The organism is Kitasatospora sp. NPDC001547, assembly GCF_042894165.1.
In the GTDB taxonomy this organism is placed as follows: Bacteria; Actinomycetota; Actinomycetes; order Streptomycetales; family Streptomycetaceae; genus Kitasatospora.
The window spans coordinates 39097-62444 of record NZ_JBIAVL010000004.1 but is presented as its reverse complement, the minus strand read 5'-3'; the positions used below and the strand labels follow the sequence as shown (position 1 = coordinate 62444).

The window sequence follows — 23348 nt, the reverse complement described above, 5'->3', positions numbered from 1 at the left end:
TGCACGACCGCCTCACCAGGCGCGATTAGCTCAGCGGGAGAGCACTACCTTGACACGGTAGGGGTCACTGGTTCAATCCCAGTATCGCGCACAGTGACGACCGGGGTCGTAGTCCGTTAGGACTGCGGCCCCGGTCTCTTTGCGTCCCCGTACGGATCGGGACGCGGAACTGCGGGGGAACGGGAAGAGCCGCGTACGGACGCCCTCACCGACGTCCGTACGCGGCACCTCCGCCTGCCGGGGTGCTCTGCGCACCGCTCCCGCCCGTCCGCGAGTCATCGCGGCCGCGGCCTCCCCGGCGGCACCGTTCCCCGTCCCCAGGGGATCGGTGCCCGTCTTCGACCGGCTCGGGGCCGGTGTCCTTCTTCCTCCTGCTCAGCGGGTGACCAGATCGGCGAGGGCCTGCGCCTGGTTCGCCATCTGCTCCCACCCCCCGAAGAGCAGCACCAGGAGCACGGCGCACGGCAGGGCCATGGCCAGCGCCACGGCGGGGTGCCGGGTGGGCTGCTCGGCGGACCGGGACTGGACGAAGGCCGGCCGACGGCGGCGGGAGGTTCCCGTGAGCTGCGGTGGCATGTCCTTGCTCCTGATCCGGTCGAGTTTGGCGCGGTGGACGGCTTACCTCGGGGGACGAGCTCCCCGTCCACCGCTGGACACAACGCTATGGGCCGGGGGCCCTGCGGACGTCATGCCGTCGTACTGTTCCTCGGACGTCCCGGAGGATGACGATGGGACTCGGGACGTACTACCGCAGGGGGACGGAACTCTCCTCCGACCCCCGAGGGAACCCTGAGGGGAAACCCCGAGACGCCCCTCGACGGCCCTGTGACCTGCAGGTCAGCGCAAGATCCGACAATCGCACGGCGGCTTCAGGTGTTGCGTATCAGCACACCGCAGCGGGCAGTCCGTAAGCTGTGCCGGACAGGAACTGACGATGCCCCAACCGACGGGGCCTCACCCACCGGCTGACGGGGAACGAAACATGGCGATGATGCGGCTGAGGCGTGAGGACCCCCGCATCGTCGGGCCGTACCGCCTGCACCGGCGACTTGGCGCCGGCGGCATGGGCGTGGTGTACCTCGGGTCCGACCGCCGCGGACAGCGCGTCGCCCTCAAGCTCATCCGCGCCGAACTCGCCGAGGACCAGGAGTTCCGTACCCGCTTCGCCCGCGAGATCGCCGCCGCCTCCCGGATCCGGGGCGGCTGCACCGCGCGCGTGGTCGGCTCCGACATCGAGACCGACCGGCCCTGGCTGGCCACCGCGTACGTGCCGGGGCCCTCGCTCTACAAGCGGGTCGGCGACGAGGGGCCGATGAACTGGCCCGAGGCGGCCCGGATCGGGGCCGCGCTGGCCGACGGACTGGTCAAGGTGCACGAGGCGGGGGTGGTCCACCGGGACCTCAAGCCGTCCAACATCCTGCTCTCGCCCCGGGGCCCGCGGATCATCGACTTCGGCATCGCGTGGTCGCGCGGCGCCAGCACGCTCACCCACGTCGGCACGGCGGTCGGCTCCCCCGGCTTCCTCGCGCCCGAGCAGGTGCGCGGGGCCGCCGTCACGCCCGCCACCGACGTCTTCGCCTTCGGGGCGACCCTCGCGTACGCCCTCACGGGGGACACCCCGTTCGGGTCCGGGGCGTCCTCCGAAGTGATGCTGTACCGGGTCGTCCACGAGGAGCCCGACCTCTCGGCGGTACCGCCGCAGCTGGCACCGCTGATCCGGGCCTGCCTGGCCAAGGAGCCCGCCGAACGGCCCGGGGCCGCCGCGCTGCACGAGCGGCTCAGCGAGCTCGCGGCGCGCGGTACGGCGGCGGGGGCCTCCGCCGCCGGCACCCGCGCGGCGCGGCCCGGGCGGAACGCGCCGGCTCCGGCGCCGGCTCCGGCCCAGCAGGAGAACGGCCGTCAGGGCGTGCCCGCCCCCGGGCGCTCGCCCGAGCCGCCCGCCGCGGCGCGGGCCCGGACGGCGGCGGGCCGGCCAGGTGCGCAGGCGGCCGGGGCCGCCGGACGGCGCCCGCACGGCCCGGCCGCGCCCGCCCCCCGGTCCGAGGCCACGCCGGTGACCCGCCCGCTGCGGAAGCGTCCGGACCACCCGCAGACCCCGCCGCCGGCCCGCCCCGGGCCCCGTGACCGGGTGCGTCCCCGGGACCGCCAGCACACCCCCGTCCCCGGCGGACGGCCCGGCAGCGCACGGCAGCGGCTGCTCCGGCAGCGGCTGGTGGTCTTCGTCACGGTGACCATCGGGGTGGCGCTGGCCATCGCGGCGGCGCAGGGCTGCGAGAACCGGGACGACCGGAGCGTGCGACCGCCGACCGCGGTGGTGGCGAACGCGGGCTCCGGCAGCCAGCAGGCCGTGCCGGGGACGTCGGCCGACGTCGCGCCACAGGCCTCGGCCGTACCGCTGCCGGCAGCCGCCCGCAGCGGCGCGGACGCCGGGCTGACGCCCCCGCAGGCGCCGGTGCCGGCCGTGGACTGGCCCAACCACAGCTACCCCGACGGGCCCGGCGGGCCCGCCGTCACCCTGCAGAACGGGCACTCCGTCGGGGCCGGGCCGCAGGTCGCGCTGAGCGCGGTGCTGCCGGCCCGGTACAAGGGCCTGCCGGCCGCGGTGGTCGTCCTGCGGCGCACGGAGGGCTCGGCGCCGGTCGACCTCGTCCAGCTCTACACCTTCGCCGGGGACACGCCGGTCGCCACCACCTCCCGCACCTCGGTGGCCGACCCGCAGGCGGCGGCCGGCTGGCGGTTGGAAGGCGGCACGGTCGTCCGCGAGGAGCGCTCGGCCGTCACCGGGGCCGTCTCCTCCACCCGCTACACCGTCCGCCCCGACGGCACCCTCGACGAGTCCTGGCCCGGCGCCACCACCCCGCCCCCGGCGGCCGCCCCGGCCCCGCCCACCTCCCCCACCGGCTGACGCCCACCGGGCTTGCCGCGGTGTCACGGCGTCGGGCCGGCACGAGAAGTCGGACGGGCCAGCCTCCGGCGTAGACCGAACCCCCGCACCGCCCAGCGGCGTAGGCGTGCGCGCGCGAGAAGTCGGGTGGACCGACTTCTCGCGCGGTGCCGGTGCCGGCTGGTTACGGGGTGGGTGTGGTGACGGCGTAGAAGGCCACGGCTGCGGCGGCGCCGACGTTGAGGGAGTCGATGCCGTGGGCCATCGGGATCCGGACCGGGTGGTGGGCGGCGGCGATGGCGCGGGGGGTGAGGCCGTCGCCCTCGGCGCCGAGCATCAGAGCGGCCTTGGGCAGGCCGTGCGGGGTCAGGGTGTGGAGGTCCACCGCACTGTCGGCGGGGGTCAGGGCGAGCAGGGTGAAGCCGGCCCCGCGGACGGTGTCGAGGGCGGCCGGCCACGGGTCCAGGCGGGCGTACGGGACGGCGAAGACGGCGCCCATGGAGACCTTGACGGCGCGCCGGTAGAGCGGGTCGGCGCAGTCGGGCGAGAGCAGGACGGCGTCCATCCCGAGGGCGGCGGCGCTGCGGAAGATGGCGCCCAGGTTGGTGTGGTCGACCAGGCCCTCCAGCACGGCGACCCGGCGGGCCCCGGCGAGCACCTCGGCGGCGTCCGGGAGGGGCTTGCGCTCCATCGAGGCGAGGGCGCCGCGGTGCACGTGGTAGCCGGTGACGGCTTCGGCGAGCGCGGGCTCGACCACGTGGACCGGGGCGTCGGCCCCGGCGATGACGTCGCCCATCACCTCCAGCCACTTGGGGGTGAGCAGCATCGACCGCATCCGGTAGCCGGCGGCGAGGGCGCGGCGGATGACCTTTTCCCCCTCGGCGATGAACAGGCCCTCCGCCGGTTCGCGGCGGCGGCGCAGTTCGACGTCGGTGAGGCCGGTGTAGTCGGCGAGGCGGGGGTCGGCCGGGTCGGTGATGGTGCGGGGTTCGGACACCCTGCGATCTTGCCAAGCCGGGGCGAGGAAGGCCAAACGGCCGAGGGGGCGGGGTGGTCCCCGGCTGGCCATAGTGCAAATATGACCGTATGGCCCGTAATCCGGGTCGATCCTGGGCTCCGTCGGCCTCTGGCGCCACTGGCACCGCCGGCTCCCCCGGTGGGCGCCCACACGGTCGGCCACAGCTGCCGCGTGCGAAGCGGCGGTGGCCGGTGTGGCACCGTTCGGTGGCGGGGCAGGTCTTCGCGCTCCAGGTCCTGGTCGTGCTGCTGCTGGTGGTGACGGCCGCGGTGGCGCTGGTGGTGCAGTCGCGCAACGACGCCGAGCACGAGGCGCGCAACCGTTCGGTGGCGGTGGCGCAGACCTTCGCCAGTTCGCCGGGGATCGTGGACGCGCTGCGCTCCCCCGACCCGACGGCCGTCCTGCAGCCGAGGGCGCAGTCCGCGCGGGTCGCCTCCGGCGTGGACTTCATCGTGGTGCTGAACAACCAGGGCATCCGCTACACCCACCCGAACCCGGCACGGATCGGCGCGAAGTTCGTCGGCACCTACGAGCCCGCCCTGCACGGGCAGGTGGTGACCGAGCAGGTCACGGGCACGCTCGGCCCGCTGGTGCAGGCGGTGGTCCCGGTGTACGCGCCGGACAACTCGGTGGTCGGGCTGGTCTCGGCGGGCGTCACGCTGAGCAACGTCAGCAGCGCCAGTGAGCGCCAGCTGCCGGTGGTGCTGGGCGCGGCGGCGGTCGCGGTGGGGCTGGCCACGCTCGGGACGGCGCTGATCAGCCGGCGGCTGCGGCGCCAGACGCACGGGCTGGGCCCGGTCGAGATGACCCGGATGTACGAGCACCACGCGGCGGTGCTGCACGCGGTGCGCGAGGGCGTGATGATCGTCGGCGGGGACGGGCGGCTGCTGCTCTGCAACGACGAGGCGCGCCGGCTGCTGGACCTGCCGCCGGACGCCGAGGGCCGCCCGGTGAGCGGGCTGGGCCTGGAGCAGGCACCGCTGGGGCTGCTGACCGCCGGGCGCCCGGTGACCGACGAGGTGGTGCTGTCCGGGGAGCGGCTGCTGGCGGTGAACGTCCGGCTGATCGACCAGCCTGGCGGGCTGCCGGGCTGCGTCGCCACGCTGCGCGACTCCACCGAGCTGGCGGCGCTGTCCGGCCGGGTCGAGCGCGCGCAGCGGCGGCTGCGGCTGCTGTACGACGCCGGGGTGACGGTGGGCAGCACGCTGGACGTGACGCGGACGGCGGAGGAGCTGGCGCAGGTCACGGTGCCGCGGTTCGCGGACTTCGTCACGGTGGACCTGGCGGACCAGGTGCTGACCGGTGAGGAGCCGCCGGGCCCCTCGCTGGGGCGGATGCGCCGGGTCGCGCTGACGGGTGTGCGGGACGACGCGCCGTTCTACCCGGTCGGCACGGTGCTGGACGTGGTGCCGGCGACCCCGCTGGCCGGGGCCCTGGACAGCGGCGAAGCCGGCATGGAGCCGCGTCTGGCGGACGCCGACGGGTGGCGGGAGCAGGACCCGGAGCGGTCGGCGCAGGCGCTGGCGTACGGGGTGCACTCGCTGGTGCGGGTGCCGGTGCGGGCGCGCGGGGTGCTGCTGGGGGTGGTCCGGTTCTGGCGGGCGCAGCGGGCCGAGCCGTTCGAGGCGGACGACCTGGCGCTGGCCGAGGAGCTGGTGTCGCACGCGGCGGTGTGCATCGACAACGCCCGCCGCTACACCCGGGAGCACACCATGGCGGTGACGCTCCAGCACAGCCTGCTGCCGCGCAACCTGCCGCAGCAGACCGCGCTGGACGTGGCGCACCGCTACCTGCCGGCCCAGGCCGGGGTGGGCGGGGACTGGTTCGACGTGATCCCGCTGCCGGGCGCGCGGGTGGCGCTGGTGGTCGGGGACGTGGTGGGGCACGGGCTGCACGCGGCGGCGACGATGGGCCGGCTGCGCACCGCGATCCACAACTTCTCGACCCTGGACCTGCCGCCGGACGAGCTGCTGGGGCACCTGGACGAGCTGGTGAACCGGATCGACCAGGACGAGGTGGCGGGCGGCGGGCGCGCGGAGCTGGCCGGGGCGACCTGCCTGTACGCGATCTACGACCCGGTGTCGCGGCGCTGCACGCTGGCCACCGCCGGGCACCCGCCGCCGGCCGTGGTGGAACCGGAGGGCCGGGTGGTGTTCCCGGAGCTGCCGACCGGGCCGCCGCTGGGGCTGGGGGTGCTGCCGTTCGAGACGGCCGAGCTGGAGCTGGCCGAGGGCAGTCGGCTGGTGCTGTACACCGACGGGCTGGTGGAGGACCGGCAGCGGGACATCGACGAGGGGCTGGAGCGGCTGCGGGCGGCGCTGTCCGGGCCGCCGCGGTCCCCCGAGCAGACCTGTGCGGACGTGCTCGGGGCGATGCTGCCGGAGCACCCGCAGGACGACATCGCGCTGCTGGTGGCGCGGACCAGGGTGCTGGCGCCGGACCAGGTGGCGCAGTGGGACGTGCCGTCCGACCCGGCGGCGGTGGGCGAGGTCCGGGCCGCGGTGGCGGAGCGGCTGACGGCCTGGGGGCTGGCGGAGGCCGCGTTCGTCACCGAGCTGATCCTGAGCGAGCTGGTGACCAACGCGATCCGGTACGGCTCCGGGCCGATCCGGGTGCGGCTGCTGCGGGACCGCGCGCTGATCTGCGAGGTGTCGGACGGCAGCAGCACCTCGCCGCACCTGCGGTACGCGGCGACCGAGGACGAGGGCGGGCGCGGGCTGTTCCTGGTCGCGCAGTTCGCGGACCGCTGGGGGACGCGCTACACGGCGACCGGGAAGGTCATCTGGACGGAGCAGCCGCTGGAGTAGGCCCGCCGCTGCCCGGGGCGGCACCGGAGCGGGAAGCCGGGCCGGCCGGCTTCCCGCTCCGGACGGGCCTACGGCCGGAACGCCGCGGCCAGCACGTCGACGACGTCGCCGACCACGATGACCGCCGGGGGCTTGACGCCCTCGGCCTCGACCACCGCGGCGACGGTGCCGAGGGTGGCGTCCACCCGGCGCTGGGCGGCGGTGGTGCCCTCCTGGACGACGGCGACCGGGGTGTCCGCGGGCCGGCCGTACTCGACCAGCCGGGCGGCGATCGCGCCGATCTTGTCGACGGCCATCAGCAGCACCAGGGTGCCGCTCATCTTCGCGGCGGCCTCCCAGTTGGTGAGCGAGCGCTCGTCGTCCGGGCCGACGTGGCCGGAGATCACGGTGAACTCGTGGGTCAGGCCGCGGTGGGTGACCGGGACGCCGGCCGCCGCGGGGACGCTGATCGAGCTGGAGATCCCGGGCACCACGGTGACCGGCAGCCCGGCCTCCGCGCAGGCCAGCAGCTCCTCGCCGCCGCGGCCGAAGACGTACGGGTCGCCGCCCTTGAGCCGGACCACGAACTTGCCGGCCTTGGCGTGCTCGATCAGGGTGCGGTTGATCGCCTCCTGGGCCATGAAGCGGCCGTACGGGATCTTGGAGGCGTCGATCACCTCGACGTGCTCGGGCAGCTCGGCGAGCAGCTCGCGCGGGGCGAGGCGGTCGGTGACGACCACGTCGGCGTCGGCGAGCAGCCGGCGGCCGCGCACGGTGATCAGGTCCGGGTCGCCGGGGCCGCCGCCGACCAGGGCCACGCCGGCGCCGTGCGAGCGGTACTGGCGGGCGGCCAGCGAGCCGTCCCGCAGGCCGTCCACGATGGCGTCGCGCAGGGCGGCGGAGTGCCGCGGGTCGCCGGTGAGGACGGCGACGGTGGCGCCGGCGTCGCGGCCGCTGGCCGGGGTCCAGGCGGTGGCCGCGGCGGCGTCGTCGCTGCGGGAGCAGAACACCCGCTCGCGCTCGGCCTCGGCGCTGACCGCCGTGTTGACGGCCTGGTCGTCGGTGGCGACCAGGGCGTACCAGGTGTCGGCCAGGTCGCCGTCCCGGTACGGGCGGGCGTGCCAGGTGAGTTCACCGGCGTCGGCCATCGCCTGGACGGCCGGGGTGGTGGCCGGGGATATCAGGTGCAGGTCGGCGCCGGTGGCGATCAGGGCGGGCAGCCGCCGCTGGGCGACCTGGCCGCCGCCGACCACGACGACGCGGCGGCCGGCCAGCAGCAGGCCGACCGGGTAGGGGGTACGGCCCTCGGTGCTCGGGTGCGGGGTGGGCGCGGTCATCGGCGGTGCTCCTGATCGGGGTGAGGGTGTGGGGACGGTGCGGCACGTCACCGCTCCGCGGACCGGCGCGCCCTCGGGCCGGTCCGCGGAGCGGTGACGGGATGCGTCAGGCCTTCTCGGTGACCCCGGCGGAGTCGAAGGTGGCTACATCGTGCATCGCGCGGGCCGCGCTCTGCACCAGCGGCAGGGCCAGCAGGGCACCGGTGCCCTCGCCGAGCCGCAGGTCCAGGTCGATCAGCGGGCGCAGGCCGAGCTTCGCCAGCGCGGCCTGGTGGCCGGGCTCGGCGGAGCGGTGGCCGGCGATGCAGGCGGCCAGCACCTCGGGGGCGATGGCCTTGGCGGCCAGCGCGGCCGAGCCGGCGATGACGCCGTCCAGGACCACCGGGGTGCGCAGCGAGGCGGCGCCCAGCAGGAAGCCGGCCAGGGCGGCGTGCTCCAGGCCGCCGACGGCGGCGAGCACGCCGACCGGGTCGCTCGGGTCGGGCTGGTGCAGGGCCAGCGCGGCGCGGACGACCTCGATCTTGCGGGCGTGGGTCTCGTCGTCGATGCCGGTGCCGCGGCCGGTGACCTCGGCCGGGTCGAGGCCGGTGAACACCGAGATCAGGGCGGCCGAGGCGGTGGTGTTGGCGATCCCCATGTCGCCGGTGACCAGCGCCTTGTTGCCCGCCGCGACCAGGTCGCGGGCGGTCTCGATGCCGACCTCGATGGCCTTGAGGGCCTCCTCGCGGGTCATCGCCGGGCCCTGGGTCATGTCGGCGGTGCCGGGGCGGACCTTGCGCGGCAGCAGGCCGGTGGCCCGGCCCTGCTGGACGGCGTCCGGCAGTTCGGCGGCGACGCCGACGTCGACCACGCAGACCTCGGTGCCGATCTGCTTGGCGAAGGAGTTGATCACCGCTCCCCCGGCCAGGAAGTTGGCGACCATCTGGGCGGTCACCTCCTGCGGCCAGGGGCTGACGCCCTGGGCGTGCACGCCGTGGTCGCCGGCGAAGATCGCCACGCAGGCGGGCTCCGGGATCGGCGGCGGGCACTTGCGGGACAGGCCGCACAGCTGGGCGGAGATGATCTCCAGCATGCCGAGCGAGCCGGCCGGCTTGGTCATCCGCTTCTGCCGGTCCCAGGCCTCGCCGAGCGCCTTGGCGTCCAGCGGGCGGATGCCGCGCAGCGTCTCGGCGAGCAGGCTCTGCGGCTCCTCGCCGGGCAGCGCGCGGTTGCCGTACTGCTCCTCGTGGACGACCCAGGACAGCGGGCGCTTCTTGGCCCAGCCCTGCTGCTCCAGCTCGGGCTCGCCCGGGAACTCGTCGACGAAGCCGACGCACAGGTAGGCGACGACCTCCAGGTGCTCGGGCAGTCCGAGCTCGCGGACCAGCTCCTCGTCGTCGAAGAAGCTCACCCAGCCGACGCCCAGGCCCTCGGCGCGGGCGGCCAGCCAGAGGTTCTCCACGGCCAGGGCGGCCGAGTACGGGGCCATCTGCGGCTGGGTGTGGCGGCCCAGGGTGTGCCGGCCGCCGCGGGTGCGGTCGGAGGTCACCACGATGTTGACCGGGGTGTCGAGGATGGCCTCGATCTTGATTTCCTTGAACTGCTTGGCCCGGCCCTTGGGCAGCGAGTCCGCGTACGCCTCGCGCTGGCGCTCGGCCAGGGCGTGCATCCGCCGGCGGGTCTTGGCCGAGCGGATCACCACGAAGTCCCAGGGCTGCGAGTAGCCGACGCTGGGCGCGGTGTGGGCGGCCTCCAGGACGCGGATCAGCACCTCGTGCGGGATCGGGTCCGGGCGGAAGCCGTTGCGCACGTCGCGGCGCTCGCGGATCACCTGGTGGACGGCCTCGCGGCCGGCCTCGTCGAAGCCGGGGGCGGCCGGGCCGCGCGGCTCGGCGGGCTCGGTGGGCTCGGCGGCTTCCTCGGGCTGCTGCTCCGACTGTTCCGGCTGCTCCTGCGCCTCCACTGCGACGGGCTGCTCGGCGGCGGCCTGGTCCTCGGGGGCGTCGGTGGCGTCGGTGGCCTGGGGGGCTTCGGCGGGCTGCGGGGCTTCGGCGGCGGGCTGCTCGGCCGACTCGGCAGCGGGCTCGGCGGCCTGTTCCTGGGCGGGCTCGGCCTCCTGGGCTGCGGCGGGCTCCGCGACGGCGGCGGGCTCGGCCCCGCCCTCGGCCGGGGGCTGCGCCTGCTCGGCGGCCTGCTCCACGGGGGCCTCGGCCTCCGGGGCGGCGGGCTGCTCGGCGGCGCCCTCGGCGGGTGCGGCCTGCTCGGCAGGCTCCGCGGCCTCGGCGGCGGCCTCCTCGGCGGCTACGGCGGGCTGGGCCGCCTCCGCCTCGGGGGCGGCCTCGGCCGGAGCCTCGGCGACCGGCTCGACGGCGGCGGTGGCGTCGGCCTCCGCGGGCGCCTCGACGGCCTGCTCCGCGACCGGCTCGGCGGCCGCCTCGGCCGGGGCCTCGGGCTGCTGCTGCGGCTGCTCGGCCTCGGCGGCGGGCTCGGTGACGGCCTGCCCGGAGGGCATCTCACCGGTGCCCGCGGCGGTCTCGGCGACCGGCTCGGCGGCCGGCTCCACGACGGCCTCCGGCGCGGTCTCGACCGGCGGGGCCTGCTCGGCGGCGGCGACCGCCTCGACGGCCTCGGCAACCGGGGCGGCCTCGGCGGGCGCCACGGCCTCGGCGGCCTGAGCGCCCTCCACGACCCCGGCGGCCTGCGGCGCGTCGGCGGCCGCTATGGGGACGGGCTGCTGCGGGGCCGCCTCCTCGACGACCGGAGCCTGCTCGGCCGGCGCCACCTTGGGCAGGCCGTGCGGGGTGGGCGCGGCGAGGAAGGCGGAGATCCGGCGCGGCTGACCGGCCGGGGCGGCGGCCTCGGGCTGCTCGGCGGGCACCGCGGCGCCGTCGGTCGCGGCACCCTCGGCGACGACGGCCTCGGCGACAGCCGGCTCGACGGCGACGGCCTCGGCGACGGGTGCGCCGGCCGCCTCGGCCACCGGCTGGACGGCCTCGCTCTCGGCCTGCGCCTGGGCCTGGGCCTGCTCGGCCACCACGGCCTGCGGCGCGACCTCGCCGGCCTCGACCGCCTCGGCGGCGGCCTGGGGCGCCGTCACGTCCTGCGCGGACTGGGCCGGAACGGCCTGGAGGGCCTCCGGCGTCTCCACGACCTCGATCACCTCGATCGCCCCGACCATCTCGACGGCCGGCACGGCCTCGACCGGCGGCGCGGCCAGCGGCACCTGCTGGGCCTGCTGGAAGTCCTGCGGCGGCTGCTGCCCGTCCGCGACCGGAACGCCCGGAGCGACCGGCGGCACCGGGACGGCGGCCTGCGGCGCGACGGCGGGAGCCGGGGCGGCGGCCTCGGCCATCGGCGGACGGCCGACCACCGGGATGCCGTGCGCGGGCGTGCCGCCCTGCGAGGGGCCGCGGTCGGCCAGCGAGCGGACCGGCACCTGGCCGGTCATCAGCGACGGGTCCGGGATCGGCGGGCCGGCGTGCAGCGGTCGGCGCGGCTGCTGAGCCTGCGTCACCGGCTGCTGCGGCTGCGTCTGGACGGGCTGCTGCTGGAGGGCGTGCTCGGCGCCGAGCGCCGGCGGGTCCACCGGCGGCCAGGACGGCTCGACCGGCATGCCGTCCTGCGGCGCGAGCGGCACCTGCTCGGCCGGGACGGCCGCCGGCTCGCCCCAGGAGCCCTGCGGGCCGGGCATCAGCAGCACGTCGTCCTCGTCGTCCAGGCCGTCCGGCGCGTCGGGCTGGTCGAGGAAGTGGAAGGCCGGGCGCGGGGCGCCCTGGTCGACGGCCCAGCCGTCGCCGGGGTGGCCGGGCTGGGGCACGCCGGGAACGCCGTAGCCGTGCTGGGCCTGCGGCGGGACGACGCCCGCGCCCGGGGGCACCGCGCCGGGGACTCCGCCGATCGGGGCCGCCTGGCCGGGGATCAGTCCGCCGTCCGTCGCGACGCCCTGGAGGGGTGCAACGCCCGCGACGCCCTCCGGTCCGCCGAGCGGGTCCGGCCCGGCGTGCAGGTGCTCCGGCAGTCCCTCGCCCGGGACGTGGCCGCCATCGGTCATTGTCAAAGCTCCTTCCAGGCCGCTGCCGCGCCCTCGGCGACACGATCACCGATCGCAGCGCCCATCCGCACGGGCCGAACCAGCACCGACCCGCCCCTAACCACACGCGGCCGCCGCGCCGTGGCGCTGCGGCCCAAGTCCATCCGGTGCGCTGCGGCACCCCGGGGTCCGGCGCACCGCCCGTACGGGGCGGCACATCGTCTGAAACAACGACAACCCGGAGCAACCGGCACGACCGCACCGGACCCTACGGCATTCTCCAGGTCCGGCACGAGGCCCGTCGAATTGCCCACACTCCGAGCGGAACCGGATTGCACCACGTCAAAAAGGTGACAAACCGACCGAATCGGGTGGGTCGCCGACCGACGCGCCGCCCAGGACGTCACACTACCGGCCCGGCGCGGTCACCTCTCGAATCGGTGTCCGGATGCGACCTGGATCACCGTCGACGCCACCGGACGGTCCCGGCGCGCGCCCACGGCCTTCACACGATCTGCTCACCCCAGAGCACCAGCGCGCCGGTTCCGCCCGCCCCCGGCGCCAGCCCGTCGCCGCTCCCCACCGGCCGCAGCGGGGTCGACTGGAGCAGCGCGCCGTCCGCCCGGTAGCCGGCCCCGGCGATCGCCCGGTGGACCTCCTCCGCCTCGGCGAGGGTCCGGGGCAGCGCGACGAACCGCTCGGGCCGCCGGGCCAGCACCGCCCGCACCACGTCGAGGCCGCCGGACTCCACCACCGCCGCGTCCGGCTCCGGCAGGCCGCCCAGCACCTCGGGGCCGCTCCCGTACACCGTCTCCACCTCGACGCCGTAGCGGCGGGCGTTGACGGTCAGCCGGGCGCAGGCCGAGCGGGAGCCCTCCACCGCGACCACGGCGGCGCCGAACCGGGCCGCCTCCACCGCGAGGGCGCCGCTGCCGGCGCCGACCGACCAGACCAGGTCCCCGGGACGCGCACCCAGACGGGCCAGCACCAGGGCGCGCACATGGGCGGGGAGCACCTCCGGCACGCCCGGTTCGTCCTCCGCGCGCCCGGCGCCCGCGTAGGCGTCACCGGGGAGTGCCCAGCCGCGGTCCGCGCCGGGGTAGCCGACCGGGCGGCCGGCGAGCCAGCCGGCCGCCTCGTCCACCACCGCGGTCCGGGCGCCGCCGCCGATCACCAGCACCACATTGGGGTCGCGCCACACGTGGTCGGCGATCCGGTCGGAGGTGAGGACGGTGACGTCCTCGTCGGGGGTGCCGAGGGCCTCGCAGACCACGAAGGTCCGGTGCACCCCGCGCAGCATCAGGGCGAGTTCGGCGGGCCCGGCGCCCGGCGCGGTGAGCACCGCGACCTTGGGGTGGGCCCGGCAGATGTTGGCCGCGCGGCGCAGCCGTCCGCCGTGCACGCTGACCACCTGGGCGTCCTCCCAGGGCATGCCGGCCCGGGCGAAGGCCGCGGCCACCGAGGAGACGGCGGGCAGCACCTCCAGTTCGAGGCCGTACTCGGGGCGGCGCAGGGTGCGCACCACGCCGAAGAAGCCCGGGTCGCCCTCGGCGACCACGACGGCGGCGCCGCGGTGCTCGGCGATCCTGCGGGCGGCCTCCCGGATGTTGCCGAGGGTGATCCGCTCGGCGGACTCCGGCACCGGGAGCGCGTTCAGTTGGTAGGGGGCGCCGGCCACCAGGGTCGCCGCGGCCAGGGCCGCGCCGGCGGCCTCGGTCAGCGGTGTGCCGTCCCACCCGATGACCGTGATCCGGTCAGCCATCTGCGGCCGTTCTCCCTCGACTCGGTGTGCCACTCGATCCGCCGTCGTGCGGTGCCGGTCCAGAGGCTACCGGGTGTGATCCCCGAGGACCCGACATCTCGCACGGATGTCCGCGCAGGGAGAACGGACGGCGCGGCTCAGTCGCGCAGCACGTACCGGTGGTCGCCGTGCCAGCCGTCGCGGTGCAGTTCGGGTGATTCCAGGTCCTCCGGGAGCAGGCTCCACAGGATGAGGTCGCTGCGGCTCTCCTCGACCACCTCGCCGGACTCCCCCCGGACTATCCAGGCGCTGCGCAGCACGCCCTCGCTGATGCCGCCGATCTTCTGGGCGACCTGCTGGGCGGCGGTGTTCCCGGCGGCGGTGCGCAGCTCCAGGCGCAGGAAGCCGCGGTCCTCGAACAGCCACTGGGCGACGCCGAGTACGGCCTCCGGGGCGTAGCCCTCGCCGCGCGCCCAGACGGCGGTGACGTAGGAGATCTCGGTGCTGCGCAGCCGCCAGTCGGTGTTGCGCAGCTCGACCAGGCCGACCAGGCGCTGGGTCAGGTGCTCGGTGACGGCGAAGACGATGCCGCGTCCGGCGGCCCGGTGGGCGGGGGCGAGGGTGCGGGCGAGGTCGGCCGCGTACTCCTCGGTGAAGGGGTGCGGCAGGTCCGTCCAGGCGAGGACGAGGTCGTCGGCCATCATGGTGGCCAGGCCGGGGGCGTCGTCCTCCGCCAGGGGCCGCAGCAGCAGCCGCTCGGTGCTGATGGCGGTCTCGGGGAAGCTCGCTGCCATGCCGTCTCTCCTCGCCGGGTCGTGAACACAACACCGTACGCCTCCGTCGTGCCCCGGGTGCCACGCGGTGCGCCGCCCGCACGACGGTACGTCAGAACGCGGTCGGCCGGAGTGTCCCTGCTGCATACTGCCCGACCGGGCCCCCGCCGAGGTGCGGCGGGGGCCCGGTCGGGATCGGGGCGTCGAGCGGGTCGACGGCTCAGAAGGCCGGGACGACCGAGCCCTGGAAGGTGTCCTCGATGTACTTCTTGACCTCGGCGGAGTGCAGCAGCTCGGCGAGCTTCTTGACCCGCGGGTCGTTCTCCTTGCCCTTCTTGACGGCCAGGAGGTTGGCGTACGGGTTGCCCTCGGCCTTCTCCAGCACCAGGGAGTCGGTGGTCGGCTTCAGGCCGGCCTCGATCGCGTAGTTGCCGTTGATGACGGCGGCGTCCAGGTCGGAGATGGAGCGGGGCAGCTGGGCGGCCTCCAGCTCCTTCCACTTGAGGTTCTTCGGGTTGCCCGTGACGTCGGCCGGGGTGGCGGCGGTGCCGGCGCCGTCCTTGAGGGTGATGATCTTGTTGTCGGCGAGCAGCTTGAGCGCGCGGCCCTCGTTGGTGGCGTCGTTCGGCAGTCCGACGGTGGCGCCGTCCGGCAGCTCGGCGAGCGACTTGACCTTCTTGGAGTAGGCGCCCAGCGGCTCCAGGTGCACCGTCTCCACGGGGACGATGTTCGTGCCGTTCTTCTTGTTGAAGTCCTCCAGGTACGGCAGGTGCTGGAAGTAGTTGGCGTCGGCCGAACCGTCCTGCACCGCCGTGTTGGGGGTCACGTAGTCGGTGACCTCCTTGATCTCGAGCTTGAGGCCCGCCTTCTCCGCGAGGTTGTCCTTGACGAACTTCAGGATCTGCCCGTGCGGGGTGGGGCTGGCCGCGACCTTGAGCGGCGCGTTCGGGTCCGAGGAGGAGGACCCGGAGCTGCCGCAGGCGGCGAGCGAGAGGGCGATGCCGGCGGTGGCGAGGACGCTGGTGAACTTCAGGGCGTTGCGCACGAAAAGTGCCTTTCTGCGTGGAACGGGGAGCCGCGTCCGGGGTCGGACGGGGGAGGTCTAGTGGGCGACGAGGTCCTCGTCGGCGGCGGTGGCGGGGCGCGGACGCAGCAGCCGGGTGCGTCCGCCGCCGTGGCCCCGGTTGGCGAGCCGGCGCACGGCGTAGTCGCCGGCCAGCTGGATCACGGTGACGATGACCGCGATCTCCGCCACGATGATCCACATGAAGGAGGTCTCGAAGCGCAGGTAGCCGTAGCGGTAGGCGAGGTCGCCGAGGCCGCCGCCGCCGACCGTGCCGGCCATCGCGGAGTAGCCGATCAGCGCGATGACCGTGGTGGTGACGGAGGCGACGATGCCGGGGAGCGCCTCGGGCACGAGCACCTTGCGGACCAGCGTCCAGGTGCCGCCGCCCATCGCGTGGACGGCCTCGACCAGGCCGCGGTCGACCTCACGGACGGAGGTCTCCACCAGTCGGGCGAAGAACGGGATCGCGCCGACGGTCAGCGGCACGGTGGCCGCCTGCCAGCCCAGGGAGTTGCCGGTCAGCCAGCGGGTGAAGGAGATCAGCGCGATCATCAGGATGATGAACGGCATCGAGCGCGTGAGGTTCACGACCGCGCCGAGCACCTTGTTCACCGGCTGGTTCTGGAGCACCCCGCCCTTGGAGGTGAGCACCAGCAGGATCCCGAGGGGCAGGCCGAGGAGGACGGTGCAGGCCGTCGACACCCCGACCATCTGGAAGGTCTCCTGGGTGGCGGGCCACATCAGCTCCTGCATCTGGTCCCAGGTCATGCCACCGCTCCGTTCGCCGTGCCGACGCCGTCCGCGTCGAGGAGGTCCACCTGCAGGCCCTGCTCGCGCAGGTAGCCGATCGGCACCACGTTGTCCTGGTGGCTGCCGGGCAGTTCGACCCGCATCCGGCCGACCATCCGGCCGGCGATGGTCTCCACCGCGGCACCGAGGATGTTGATGTCGATCTGGTAGGTGCGGGCGAGCTGGGAGACGAACGGCTGGGCCGAGCTGTCGCCCTGGAAGGTGATCTCCAGGACGGTGGATCCGGCGTGGCCGGTGCCGAACTCGCTGAGCGGGAACAGCTCGCGGGCCAGCTCCGAGCCGGGCTCGGCCAGCAGGTCGGTGAGCTTGCCGGACTCGACCACCCGGCCGCCGCGCATCAGGGCGGCGGAGTCGCAGACGGACTTGATGACGTCCATCTCGTGGGTGATCAGCAGGACGGTGAGGCCCAGCTGCTGGTTGAGGTCGCGCAGCAGCTTGAGGATCGAGCGGGTGGTCTCCGGGTCGAGCGCCGAGGTGGCCTCGTCGGAGAGCAGCACCTTGGGGTCGCCGGCCAGCGCCCGGGCGATGCCGACGCGCTGCTTCTGGCCGCCGGAGAGCTGGTGGGGGTAGCTGCGGGCCTTGTCGCCGAGGCCGACCAGGTCGAGCAGTTCGGCGGCCTTGCGGCGGCGCTCGGTGCGGTCCAGTCCGATGATCTCCAGCGGGAGCTCGACGTTCTGCTGCACGGTCCGCGAGGAGAGCAGGTTGAAGTGCTGGAAGACCATGCCGATCCGGCGGCGGGCCTCGCGCAGCTCCCGGCCGGCCCGGTTCTCGCCGCCGGCCAGCGCGGTGAGTTCGACCCCGTCCACGGTGACCGTGCCGGAGGTCGGGCGCTCCAGCATGTTCACGCAGCGGATGAGGGTGGACTTGCCGGCGCCGCTGGTGCCGACGACTCCGTAGACCTCGCCCGGGCGGACGTGCAGGTCGACGTCGGCGAGGGCGGTCACCTCGCGGCCTCGGGAACGGTAGACCTTCGTCAGGTCCGTGGTGGTGATCACAGCGACTTTCCGTGGGTCGGGGGCGGGCGGCGTGGGTCGACCGCGCGACCGGCGTGCGGTCGGCGGCGGCGTTACGGCGCTGCGCCGGGAGGGTCCGGACCTACCATCCCCTGATCGTGGCCGCTGGACGGCCGGGCCGCGCGACGGCGTGGCCCTAACGAGTCACCCGGCCCGCGGGTGGGCGGGCACGGCGGAGGGAGGGGTCCGGGAGGAGGGGCGCGCTCGCACGGGAGGGAGCGGCGCGGAGTCTCGCTTCGGGGCGCGAGGGGGAGGCACCCTCAGGGGTGCCGGGGGCGGTGGCCCTCAGCAGTGACACATTCGACGACACATGGCACGCTCACCTGCCGGCAGGGTGCCGGTGGGGGTCCAGTTCGTCGTCGCAGTCATGTGAGCCAGTAAAACAGATGGGTGGTTTTCCGCCCAATTATTTGCCGGAGCTGTCCGCGATGCGGACATGCACCCCTGCCACCAGCGCGGATACGGCTCGGCGCCGCCACCGGTGGTCCGGATGGTGGCGGCGCCGGGAGCCGGGCGCGGGGCGGCGGGCTCAGGCCGTCGCGGCGAGCGGCGTGGTGGCGGGCTTCTCCAGGTGGACGACGCTCAGCCGGCTGTTGACCTGCTCGACCCGGGTCTGACGGTACCCCTGGCGGGCGTACAGCCGCAGGTTGCCGAGGCTGCGGTGGCCGGTGGACAGCCGGTAGGCGCTCACCGGACCGTGCTGGGCCATGTCGCGCTCCAGCGCGTCCATCAGCCGGCCGCCGAGGCCGTGGCGCTGCATCCGCGGATGGACGACCAGGCGCCCTATCCGGGCGACGCCGTCGGCGCCGACGTGGCCGCGGACCGTGCCCACCACCTCGTCGCCCAGCCGGGCGACCAGGAAGTGCTGCTCGGACAGTTCGGCGCGCAGGCTCTCCAGGCTCTGCGTCAGGGGCTCGATCGCCCAGTCGCCGTACAGCTCGGCCTCGGACTGGTAGCCGAGGTACTGGAGCTTGAGGATCTGCTCCGCGTCCTCGGCCGTCGCCGCCGAGATGATCACGCTCATGCCCATGTGGAGGGGCCTCCCCAGTCGTCTTGCCCGGCGCGCAGAGGGTGGCGCGCTCACGCTCAGTATCCGAGTGATCGCGTCACCGTCAAGAGCTGCGTTCGCCAGCGCTCTACCCGGGTGTCAGCTGCCCTCAACCTTCGCGGGCGCGGACGTGAGGAGGGTCACCTCCCTCGCTGCGCGGGTGCCGTGGGGTCGTACGACCGCGCTCAGGGGTAGCGCTCCGCGTGGAGCAGCGTCCGCAGGCAGGCCAGGCAGCGGGAACGGGTGGGGCCGATCGAGCCGCGCGGCATGCCGAGCCGCTCGGCGAGCTCACGGTAGGTGGGCGGCGGATCCTCGGCGAGCGCGGCGATCAGCTGCGGACAGCGGCCGGGCAGGGCGGCGACGGTCTCGCGGACCACGCGGCGGCGGCGCTCGGCGAGGTAGACGTCCTCGGCGGAGGGGACGGGCGGGATGGCGGTGCACACACCGTGCATGACGGCCCGGGGCGGGGCCGGTTACGCCCGGGCCGACGCGCGGACGCGGGAGGGGCGCGCCGGTCGGACCGCCGCGCCCCTCCCCCGCCGTGCCGGGGGTCGGCCCCGACCGCGTCGGGGCCGACCCTCCCGCCGGGGTCAGCCCCGGGCCCACTCCTGCTGCCGCGCCAGGTCCGCCTTCACCTCGGCGAGCTGGACCGCGACCGCCGAGGGGGCGGTTCCGCCGCGCCCGTCGCGGGCGGCGATGGCGCCGTGGACGCTGAGCACCGAGCGCACCTCGGGCGTCAGGTGCCCGGAGATCGCGGCGAACTGCTCGTCCGTCAGGTCGGACAGCTCGATGCCCTCGGCCTCGCAGACCTTGACGCAGGCGCCGGCCACCTCGTGCGCGACCCGGAACGGCACGCCCTGCTTGACCAGCCACTCGGCGATGTCGGTGGCGAGCGAGAAGCCGGCCGGGGCCAGCTCCTCCAGCCGCTGCCGGTGCACGGTGAGGGTGGCCATCATCCCGGTGAGGGCGGGCAGCAGCACCTCCAGCGTGTCGCAGGAGTCGAAGACCGGCTCCTTGTCCTCCTGGAGGTCCCGGTTGTAGGCCAGCGGCAGCGCCTTGAGGGTGGCCAGCAGGCCGGTCAGGTTGCCGATCAGCCGGCCGGACTTGCCCCGGGCGAGCTCGGCGATGTCCGGGTTCTTCTTCTGCGGCATGATCGAGGAGCCGGTGGAGAAGGCGTCGTGCAGCGTGATGAAGCCGAACTCCCTGGTGTTCCAGATGATCACCTCCTCCGCGATCCGGGAGAGGTTGACGCCGATCATCGCCGTCACGAAGGCGAACTCGGCGACGAAGTCGCGCGAGGCGGTGCCGTCGATGGAGTTGCCCGCCGAGCCGCCCTCGAAGCCGAGGTCGGCGGCGACGGCCTCGGGGTCCAGGCCGAGCGAGGAGCCGGCCAGCGCCCCGGAGCCGTACGGCGAGACGGCGGTGCGGGCGTCCCACTGGCGCAGCCGCTCGGCGTCCCGGCCGAGGGCCTGCACGTGCGCGAGGACGTGGTGGGCGAAGAGCACCGGCTGGGCGTGCTGGAGGTGGGTGCGGCCCGGCATCGCGGTGTCCGGGTGCGCCTCGGCGAGGCCGACCAGGGCCTGCTGGAGGTCGAGCAGCAGGCCGCCGATGATCCTGGCGTGGTCCCGCAGGTACATCCGGAACAGGGTGGCGATCTGGTCGTTGCGCGAGCGGCCGGCCCGCAGCTTGCCGCCGAGGTCGGCGCCTAGGCGCTCCAGCAGGCCGCGCTCCAGGGCGGTGTGCACGTCCTCGTCGGCGACGGTGCCGGTGAAGGTGCCCGCCTCGACGTCGGCGAGCAGCCGGTCCAGGCCGGCCAGCATGCCGGCCAGCTCCTCGTCGGAGAGCAGGCCCGCCTTGTGCAGGACCCGGGCGTGGGCCCTGGAGCCCGCGATGTCGTACGGCGCGAGGCGCCAGTCGAAGTGGACCGAGGCCGAGAGCCGGGCCAGCGCCTCGGACGGGCCGTCGGCGAAGCGCGCGCCCCAGAGGCGGACGTCGGAGGACTGCTCGGCGGTCATCGCGTGGCTCCTTCATGGATGTACGGTGGTTGGCATAAGTATGCACGAGGGCGTATGAAAAACAAACCCCGGCCGGACGGTCTCCGTCGGCCGGGGTTCGTGGGGTCGGGCGGTGCCGTGCTCGCCGCGGCGGCGCGCTACTGCGCCTTCGCCTGGGCGAGTTGCATGAGGTGGTCGGCGAGCGCCTGGCCGCCGGCCGGGTCGCGGCTGATCAGCAGGACGGTGTCGTCGCCGGCGATGGTGCCGATGATCTCGAACACCTCGGCCTGGTCGATCGCCGAGGCCAGGAACTGGGCGGCGCCCGGCGGGGTGCGCAGCACCACGAGGTTGCCGGAGGCCGTCGCGGAGACCATGAGCTCGCCGGCCAGCCGGGCCATCCGGCCCTCGCTGGCCGACTCCCCCATCGGGGCGCGCGGCGTGCGGTCGCCGCCCTCGGCCGGGACGGCGTAGATCAGCGCGCCGTCCCGGTTGCGGATCTTGACCGCGCCCAGCTCGTCCAGGTCCCGGGAGAGGGTGGCCTGGGTGACCACGAGTCCGTCGTCGGCGAGCAGCTTGGCGAGCTGGCTCTGCGAACGCACGGGCTGGCGGGTGAGCAGGTCCACGATCCGCCGGTGGCGCGCGGTGCGGGTCTGCGGGACCTGCGGCGTCGGGCCGGCGGCGGATGGGCCGGAGTGGGATGCGGTCATGTGATTATTCTCCCGGACGGCGGTCAACTCGCATCGGCCGGGGCGCCCTCGCGCACCGTCCGGAGGATGCCCGGCAGCGCGGCCAGGAACGCGTCCGCCTCCTGTTCGGTGAGCACCAGCGGCGGGGCCAGCCGGACGGCGTCCGGGACGGCCGCGTTGACCAGGAAGCCCGCCTGCTGCGCGGCGGCCTGGACCTCGGCCGCGACCGGCGCGGTCAGCACGATGCCGAGCAGCAGTCCCGCGCCGCGCACGTGCGAGACCAGCGGGTCGCCGAGCGCCTCGACGCCGTGCCGCAGCCGCTCGCCGAGCTTGCGGGCGTGCTCCAGCAGGCCCTCGGACTCGATGGTGTCCAGCACCGCGAGCCCGGCCGCGGCGGCCACCGGGTTGCCGCCGAAGGTGGTGCCGTGCTGGCCCGGGGTCAGCAGCTCGGCGGCCGGCCCGAAGGCGAGCACCGCGCCCATCGGCAGGCCGCCGCCGAGCGCCTTGGCCAGGGTGACCACGTCCGGCTCCACGCCCTCGTACGCCTGGTGGGCGAACCAGTGGCCGGTGCGGCCGACGCCGGTCTGGATCTCGTCCAGGACCAGCAGGGTGCCGGTGGCCCGGGTGATCTCGCGGGCCGCCCTCAGGTAGCCATCGGGCAGCGGGACGGCGCCGTTCTCGCCCTGGATCGGCTCCAGGAAGACGGCGGCGGTCTCCTCGGTGACGGCCGCGCGCAGCGCCTCGACGTCGCCGAACGGGACGTGGGTGACGTCGCCGGGCAGCGGGCGGAACGGGTCCTGCTTGGCGGGCTGCCCAGTGAGCGCGAGGGCGCCCATGGTGCGGCCGTGGAAGCCGCCCTGGAGGGCGACCACGTGGGTGCGGCCGGTCCGCCGGCCGATCTTGAAGGCGGCCTCGTTGGCCTCGGCGCCGGAGTTGCAGAAGAACACCCGGCCGCCGGGGCGGCCGTCCAGCTCCAGCAGCCGCTCGGCGAGCGCGATGGTGGGCTCGGCCATGAAGAGGTTGGAGACGTGGCCGAGGGTGGCGATCTGCCGGCTCACCGCCTCGACGACGGCCGGGTGGGCGGTGCCCAGGGCGTTGACGGCGATGCCGCCGAGCAGGTCGGTGTACTCCTTGCCGTCGGCGTCCCAGAGCTTGCTGCCCTCGCCGCGCACCAGCGGGATGCGGGGGGTGCCGTAGTTGTCGGTGAAGGAGTGCTGCCAGCGCTCGGCGAGCCGCTCGTTGTGGGTCGTACCGGTCCCGCCGGTCGTGCCGGTCCCGCCAGTCGTGCCAGTCATGCCAGTCCCCCGGTCACGGTCGGTTCGTCGTCCGGCACGACCATCGTGCCGATGCCCTCGTCGGTGAAGATCTCCAGCAGCAGGCTGTGCTGCACCCGGCCGTCCAGCACGCGGGCGGTGCCCACGCCGGAGCGGACGGCGCGCAGGCAGCCCTCCATCTTGGGGAGCATGCCGCTGGCCAGGTCGGGCAGCAGCTCCTCCAGCTCGCTCGCGGTGAGCTGGCTGATCACGTCGTCGGAGTTCGGCCAGTCCTTGTAGAGGCCCTCGACGTCGGTGAGGACGACGAGCATCTCGGCGCCGAGCGCGACCGCGAGGGCGGAGGCGGCGGTGTCGGCGTTGATGTTGTAGACGTGGCCGTCGGTGCCGCGGGCGATCGAGGAGATGACCGGGATGCGGCCGTCGGCGATCATCGCCTTCACCGCGCCGGCCTCGATGTTGACGATGTCGCCGACCAGGCCGATGTCGACCTGCTCGCCGTCCACCACCGCGTAGCGCTTGACCGCCGTCATGGTGTGGGCGTCCTCGCCGGTCATGCCGACCGCGAACGGGCCGTGCTCGTTGAGCAGGCCGACCAGCTCGCGCTGCACCTGGCCGGCCAGCACCATCCGGACCACGTCCATGGTCTCCGGGGTGGTGACCCGCAGGCCGTTGGTGAAGCTCGACTCCAGGCCGAGCCGGTCGAGTTGGGCGCTGATCTGCGGGCCGCCGCCGTGCACCACGACCGGGTGCAGGCCGGCGTAGCGCAGGAAGACCACGTCCTGGGCGAAGGCGGCCTTGAGGCTGTCGTCCACCATGGCGTTGCCGCCGAACTTGATCACGACGGTCTTGCCGTGGAAGCGCTCCAGCCACGGCAGCGCCTCGATCAGCGTCATGGCCTTGGGCAACGCG

16 protein-coding genes, 1 tRNA gene and 1 pseudogene are annotated in these 23348 nt (G+C 75.0%); 3 read left to right on the top strand and 15 right to left on the bottom strand.

Annotation, left to right across the window (positions count from 1 at the left end; genetic code table 11):
• Positions 1–19 precede the first annotated feature (19 nt).
• A tRNA-Val gene (locus tag ACFY0X_RS08625) sits at positions 20–91 on the top strand.
• Positions 92–375: 284 nt separating this feature from the next.
• On the opposite strand, the gene ACFY0X_RS08620 is transcribed toward ACFY0X_RS08625, so the two are convergent.
• Positions 376–576 (bottom strand): hypothetical protein, encoded by a 201-nt coding sequence (locus ACFY0X_RS08620; protein ID WP_387750775.1) that lies wholly within the window; start codon positions 574–576, stop codon positions 376–378.
• A gap of 406 nt (positions 577–982) precedes the next feature.
• Between ACFY0X_RS08620 and ACFY0X_RS08615 the strand changes: the two are divergent.
• Positions 983–2275 (top strand): annotated as a pseudogene (locus ACFY0X_RS08615) (serine/threonine-protein kinase); the annotation flags it as partial.
• Between the two features lie 793 nt (positions 2276–3068).
• Here ACFY0X_RS08615 and ACFY0X_RS08610 read toward each other — a convergent pair.
• Positions 3069–3881 (bottom strand): TrmH family RNA methyltransferase, encoded by an 813-nt coding sequence (locus ACFY0X_RS08610; protein ID WP_387750772.1) that lies wholly within the window; start codon positions 3879–3881, stop codon positions 3069–3071.
• An 89-nt stretch (positions 3882–3970) separates the two neighbouring features.
• Between ACFY0X_RS08610 and ACFY0X_RS08605 the strand changes: the two genes are divergently transcribed.
• Positions 3971–6709 carry a SpoIIE family protein phosphatase gene (locus ACFY0X_RS08605; RefSeq protein WP_387750769.1) on the top strand — a complete coding sequence of 913 codons (2739 nt, stop codon included), beginning with the start codon at positions 3971–3973 and terminating at the stop codon, positions 6707–6709.
• Between the two features lie 68 nt (positions 6710–6777).
• Here the strand turns inward: ACFY0X_RS08605 and cobA are convergent, their stop codons facing one another.
• The 13 genes from cobA to argB all read right to left on the bottom strand — a co-directional run bounded on the left by cobA (position 6778) and on the right by argB (position 23332).
• Complete coding sequence (gene cobA / locus ACFY0X_RS08600) at positions 6778–8025, bottom strand: uroporphyrinogen-III C-methyltransferase (RefSeq protein WP_387750766.1); 1248 nt, start codon at positions 8023–8025, stop codon at positions 6778–6780.
• Between the two features lie 106 nt (positions 8026–8131).
• Positions 8132–12055, bottom strand: coding sequence for a nicotinate-nucleotide--dimethylbenzimidazole phosphoribosyltransferase (gene cobT, locus ACFY0X_RS08595; RefSeq protein WP_387750762.1), 3924 nt, complete (start codon positions 12053–12055; stop codon positions 8132–8134).
• A gap of 484 nt (positions 12056–12539) precedes the next feature.
• Entirely contained in the window at positions 12540–13796 is a 1257-nt protein-coding gene (gene cbiE / locus ACFY0X_RS08590) for a precorrin-6y C5,15-methyltransferase (decarboxylating) subunit CbiE (protein ID WP_387750759.1), read from the bottom strand.
• A gap of 137 nt (positions 13797–13933) precedes the next feature.
• Complete coding sequence (locus ACFY0X_RS08585) at positions 13934–14569, bottom strand: GNAT family N-acetyltransferase (protein WP_387750756.1); 636 nt, start codon at positions 14567–14569, stop codon at positions 13934–13936.
• A gap of 199 nt (positions 14570–14768) precedes the next feature.
• Positions 14769–15593 carry a MetQ/NlpA family ABC transporter substrate-binding protein gene (locus tag ACFY0X_RS08580; RefSeq protein WP_387750753.1) on the bottom strand — a complete coding sequence of 275 codons (825 nt, stop codon included), beginning with the start codon at positions 15591–15593 and terminating at the stop codon, positions 14769–14771.
• A gap of 57 nt (positions 15594–15650) precedes the next feature.
• Entirely contained in the window at positions 15651–16382 is a 732-nt protein-coding gene (locus tag ACFY0X_RS08575; RefSeq protein ID WP_387750745.1) for a methionine ABC transporter permease, read from the bottom strand.
• The gene (locus ACFY0X_RS08570) at positions 16379–17419 is read right to left on the bottom strand and encodes a methionine ABC transporter ATP-binding protein (RefSeq protein ID WP_387750742.1); all 1041 of its coding nucleotides are present in this window, start codon (positions 17417–17419) and stop codon (positions 16379–16381) included. The genes ACFY0X_RS08575 and ACFY0X_RS08570 overlap by 4 nt, the downstream gene beginning before the upstream one ends.
• A gap of 547 nt (positions 17420–17966) precedes the next feature.
• Entirely contained in the window at positions 17967–18467 is a 501-nt protein-coding gene (locus ACFY0X_RS08565; RefSeq protein ID WP_387750739.1) for a GNAT family N-acetyltransferase, read from the bottom strand.
• A 203-nt stretch (positions 18468–18670) separates the two neighbouring features.
• Positions 18671–18928 carry a hypothetical protein gene (locus ACFY0X_RS08560; RefSeq protein WP_387750737.1) on the bottom strand — a complete coding sequence of 86 codons (258 nt, stop codon included), beginning with the start codon at positions 18926–18928 and terminating at the stop codon, positions 18671–18673.
• Between the two features lie 147 nt (positions 18929–19075).
• Positions 19076–20500: an argininosuccinate lyase gene (gene argH / locus ACFY0X_RS08555; protein ID WP_387750734.1), complete on the bottom strand. Its 1425-nt coding sequence runs from the start codon at positions 20498–20500 to the stop codon at positions 19076–19078.
• Between the two features lie 137 nt (positions 20501–20637).
• Positions 20638–21186 (bottom strand): arginine repressor, encoded by a 549-nt coding sequence (locus tag ACFY0X_RS08550; protein ID WP_049652068.1) that lies wholly within the window; start codon positions 21184–21186, stop codon positions 20638–20640.
• 23 nt (positions 21187–21209) lie between these two features.
• Entirely contained in the window at positions 21210–22460 is a 1251-nt protein-coding gene (locus ACFY0X_RS08545; RefSeq protein ID WP_387750731.1) for an acetylornithine transaminase, read from the bottom strand.
• A complete protein-coding gene (argB, locus tag ACFY0X_RS08540; RefSeq protein ID WP_387751910.1) occupies positions 22457–23332 on the bottom strand; it encodes an acetylglutamate kinase in 876 nt (291 codons plus the stop codon). The genes ACFY0X_RS08545 and argB overlap by 4 nt, the downstream gene beginning before the upstream one ends.
• Positions 23333–23348 lie beyond the last annotated feature (16 nt).

Coding starts and splice junctions, on each gene's coding strand:
- ACFY0X_RS08545 (WP_387750731.1), bottom strand. CDS start 22,460: ATGACTGGCACGACTGGCGGGACCGGCACGACCGGCGGGACCGGTACG.
- argH (WP_387750734.1), bottom strand. CDS start 20,500: ATGACCGCCGAGCAGTCCTCCGACGTCCGCCTCTGGGGCGCGCGCTTC.
- ACFY0X_RS08605 (WP_387750769.1), top strand. CDS start 3,971: ATGGCCCGTAATCCGGGTCGATCCTGGGCTCCGTCGGCCTCTGGCGCC.
- ACFY0X_RS08620 (WP_387750775.1), bottom strand. CDS start 576: ATGCCACCGCAGCTCACGGGAACCTCCCGCCGCCGTCGGCCGGCCTTC.
- ACFY0X_RS08575 (WP_387750745.1), bottom strand. CDS start 16,382: ATGACCTGGGACCAGATGCAGGAGCTGATGTGGCCCGCCACCCAGGAG.
- cbiE (WP_387750759.1), bottom strand. CDS start 13,796: ATGGCTGACCGGATCACGGTCATCGGGTGGGACGGCACACCGCTGACC.
- ACFY0X_RS08585 (WP_387750756.1), bottom strand. CDS start 14,569: ATGGCAGCGAGCTTCCCCGAGACCGCCATCAGCACCGAGCGGCTGCTG.
- cobA (WP_387750766.1), bottom strand. CDS start 8,025: ATGACCGCGCCCACCCCGCACCCGAGCACCGAGGGCCGTACCCCCTAC.
- ACFY0X_RS08565 (WP_387750739.1), bottom strand. CDS start 18,467: ATGGGCATGAGCGTGATCATCTCGGCGGCGACGGCCGAGGACGCGGAG.
- cobT (WP_387750762.1), bottom strand. CDS start 12,055: ATGACCGATGGCGGCCACGTCCCGGGCGAGGGACTGCCGGAGCACCTG.
- ACFY0X_RS08550 (WP_049652068.1), bottom strand. CDS start 21,186: ATGACCGCATCCCACTCCGGCCCATCCGCCGCCGGCCCGACGCCGCAG.
- argB (WP_387751910.1), bottom strand. CDS start 23,332: ATGACGCTGATCGAGGCGCTGCCGTGGCTGGAGCGCTTCCACGGCAAG.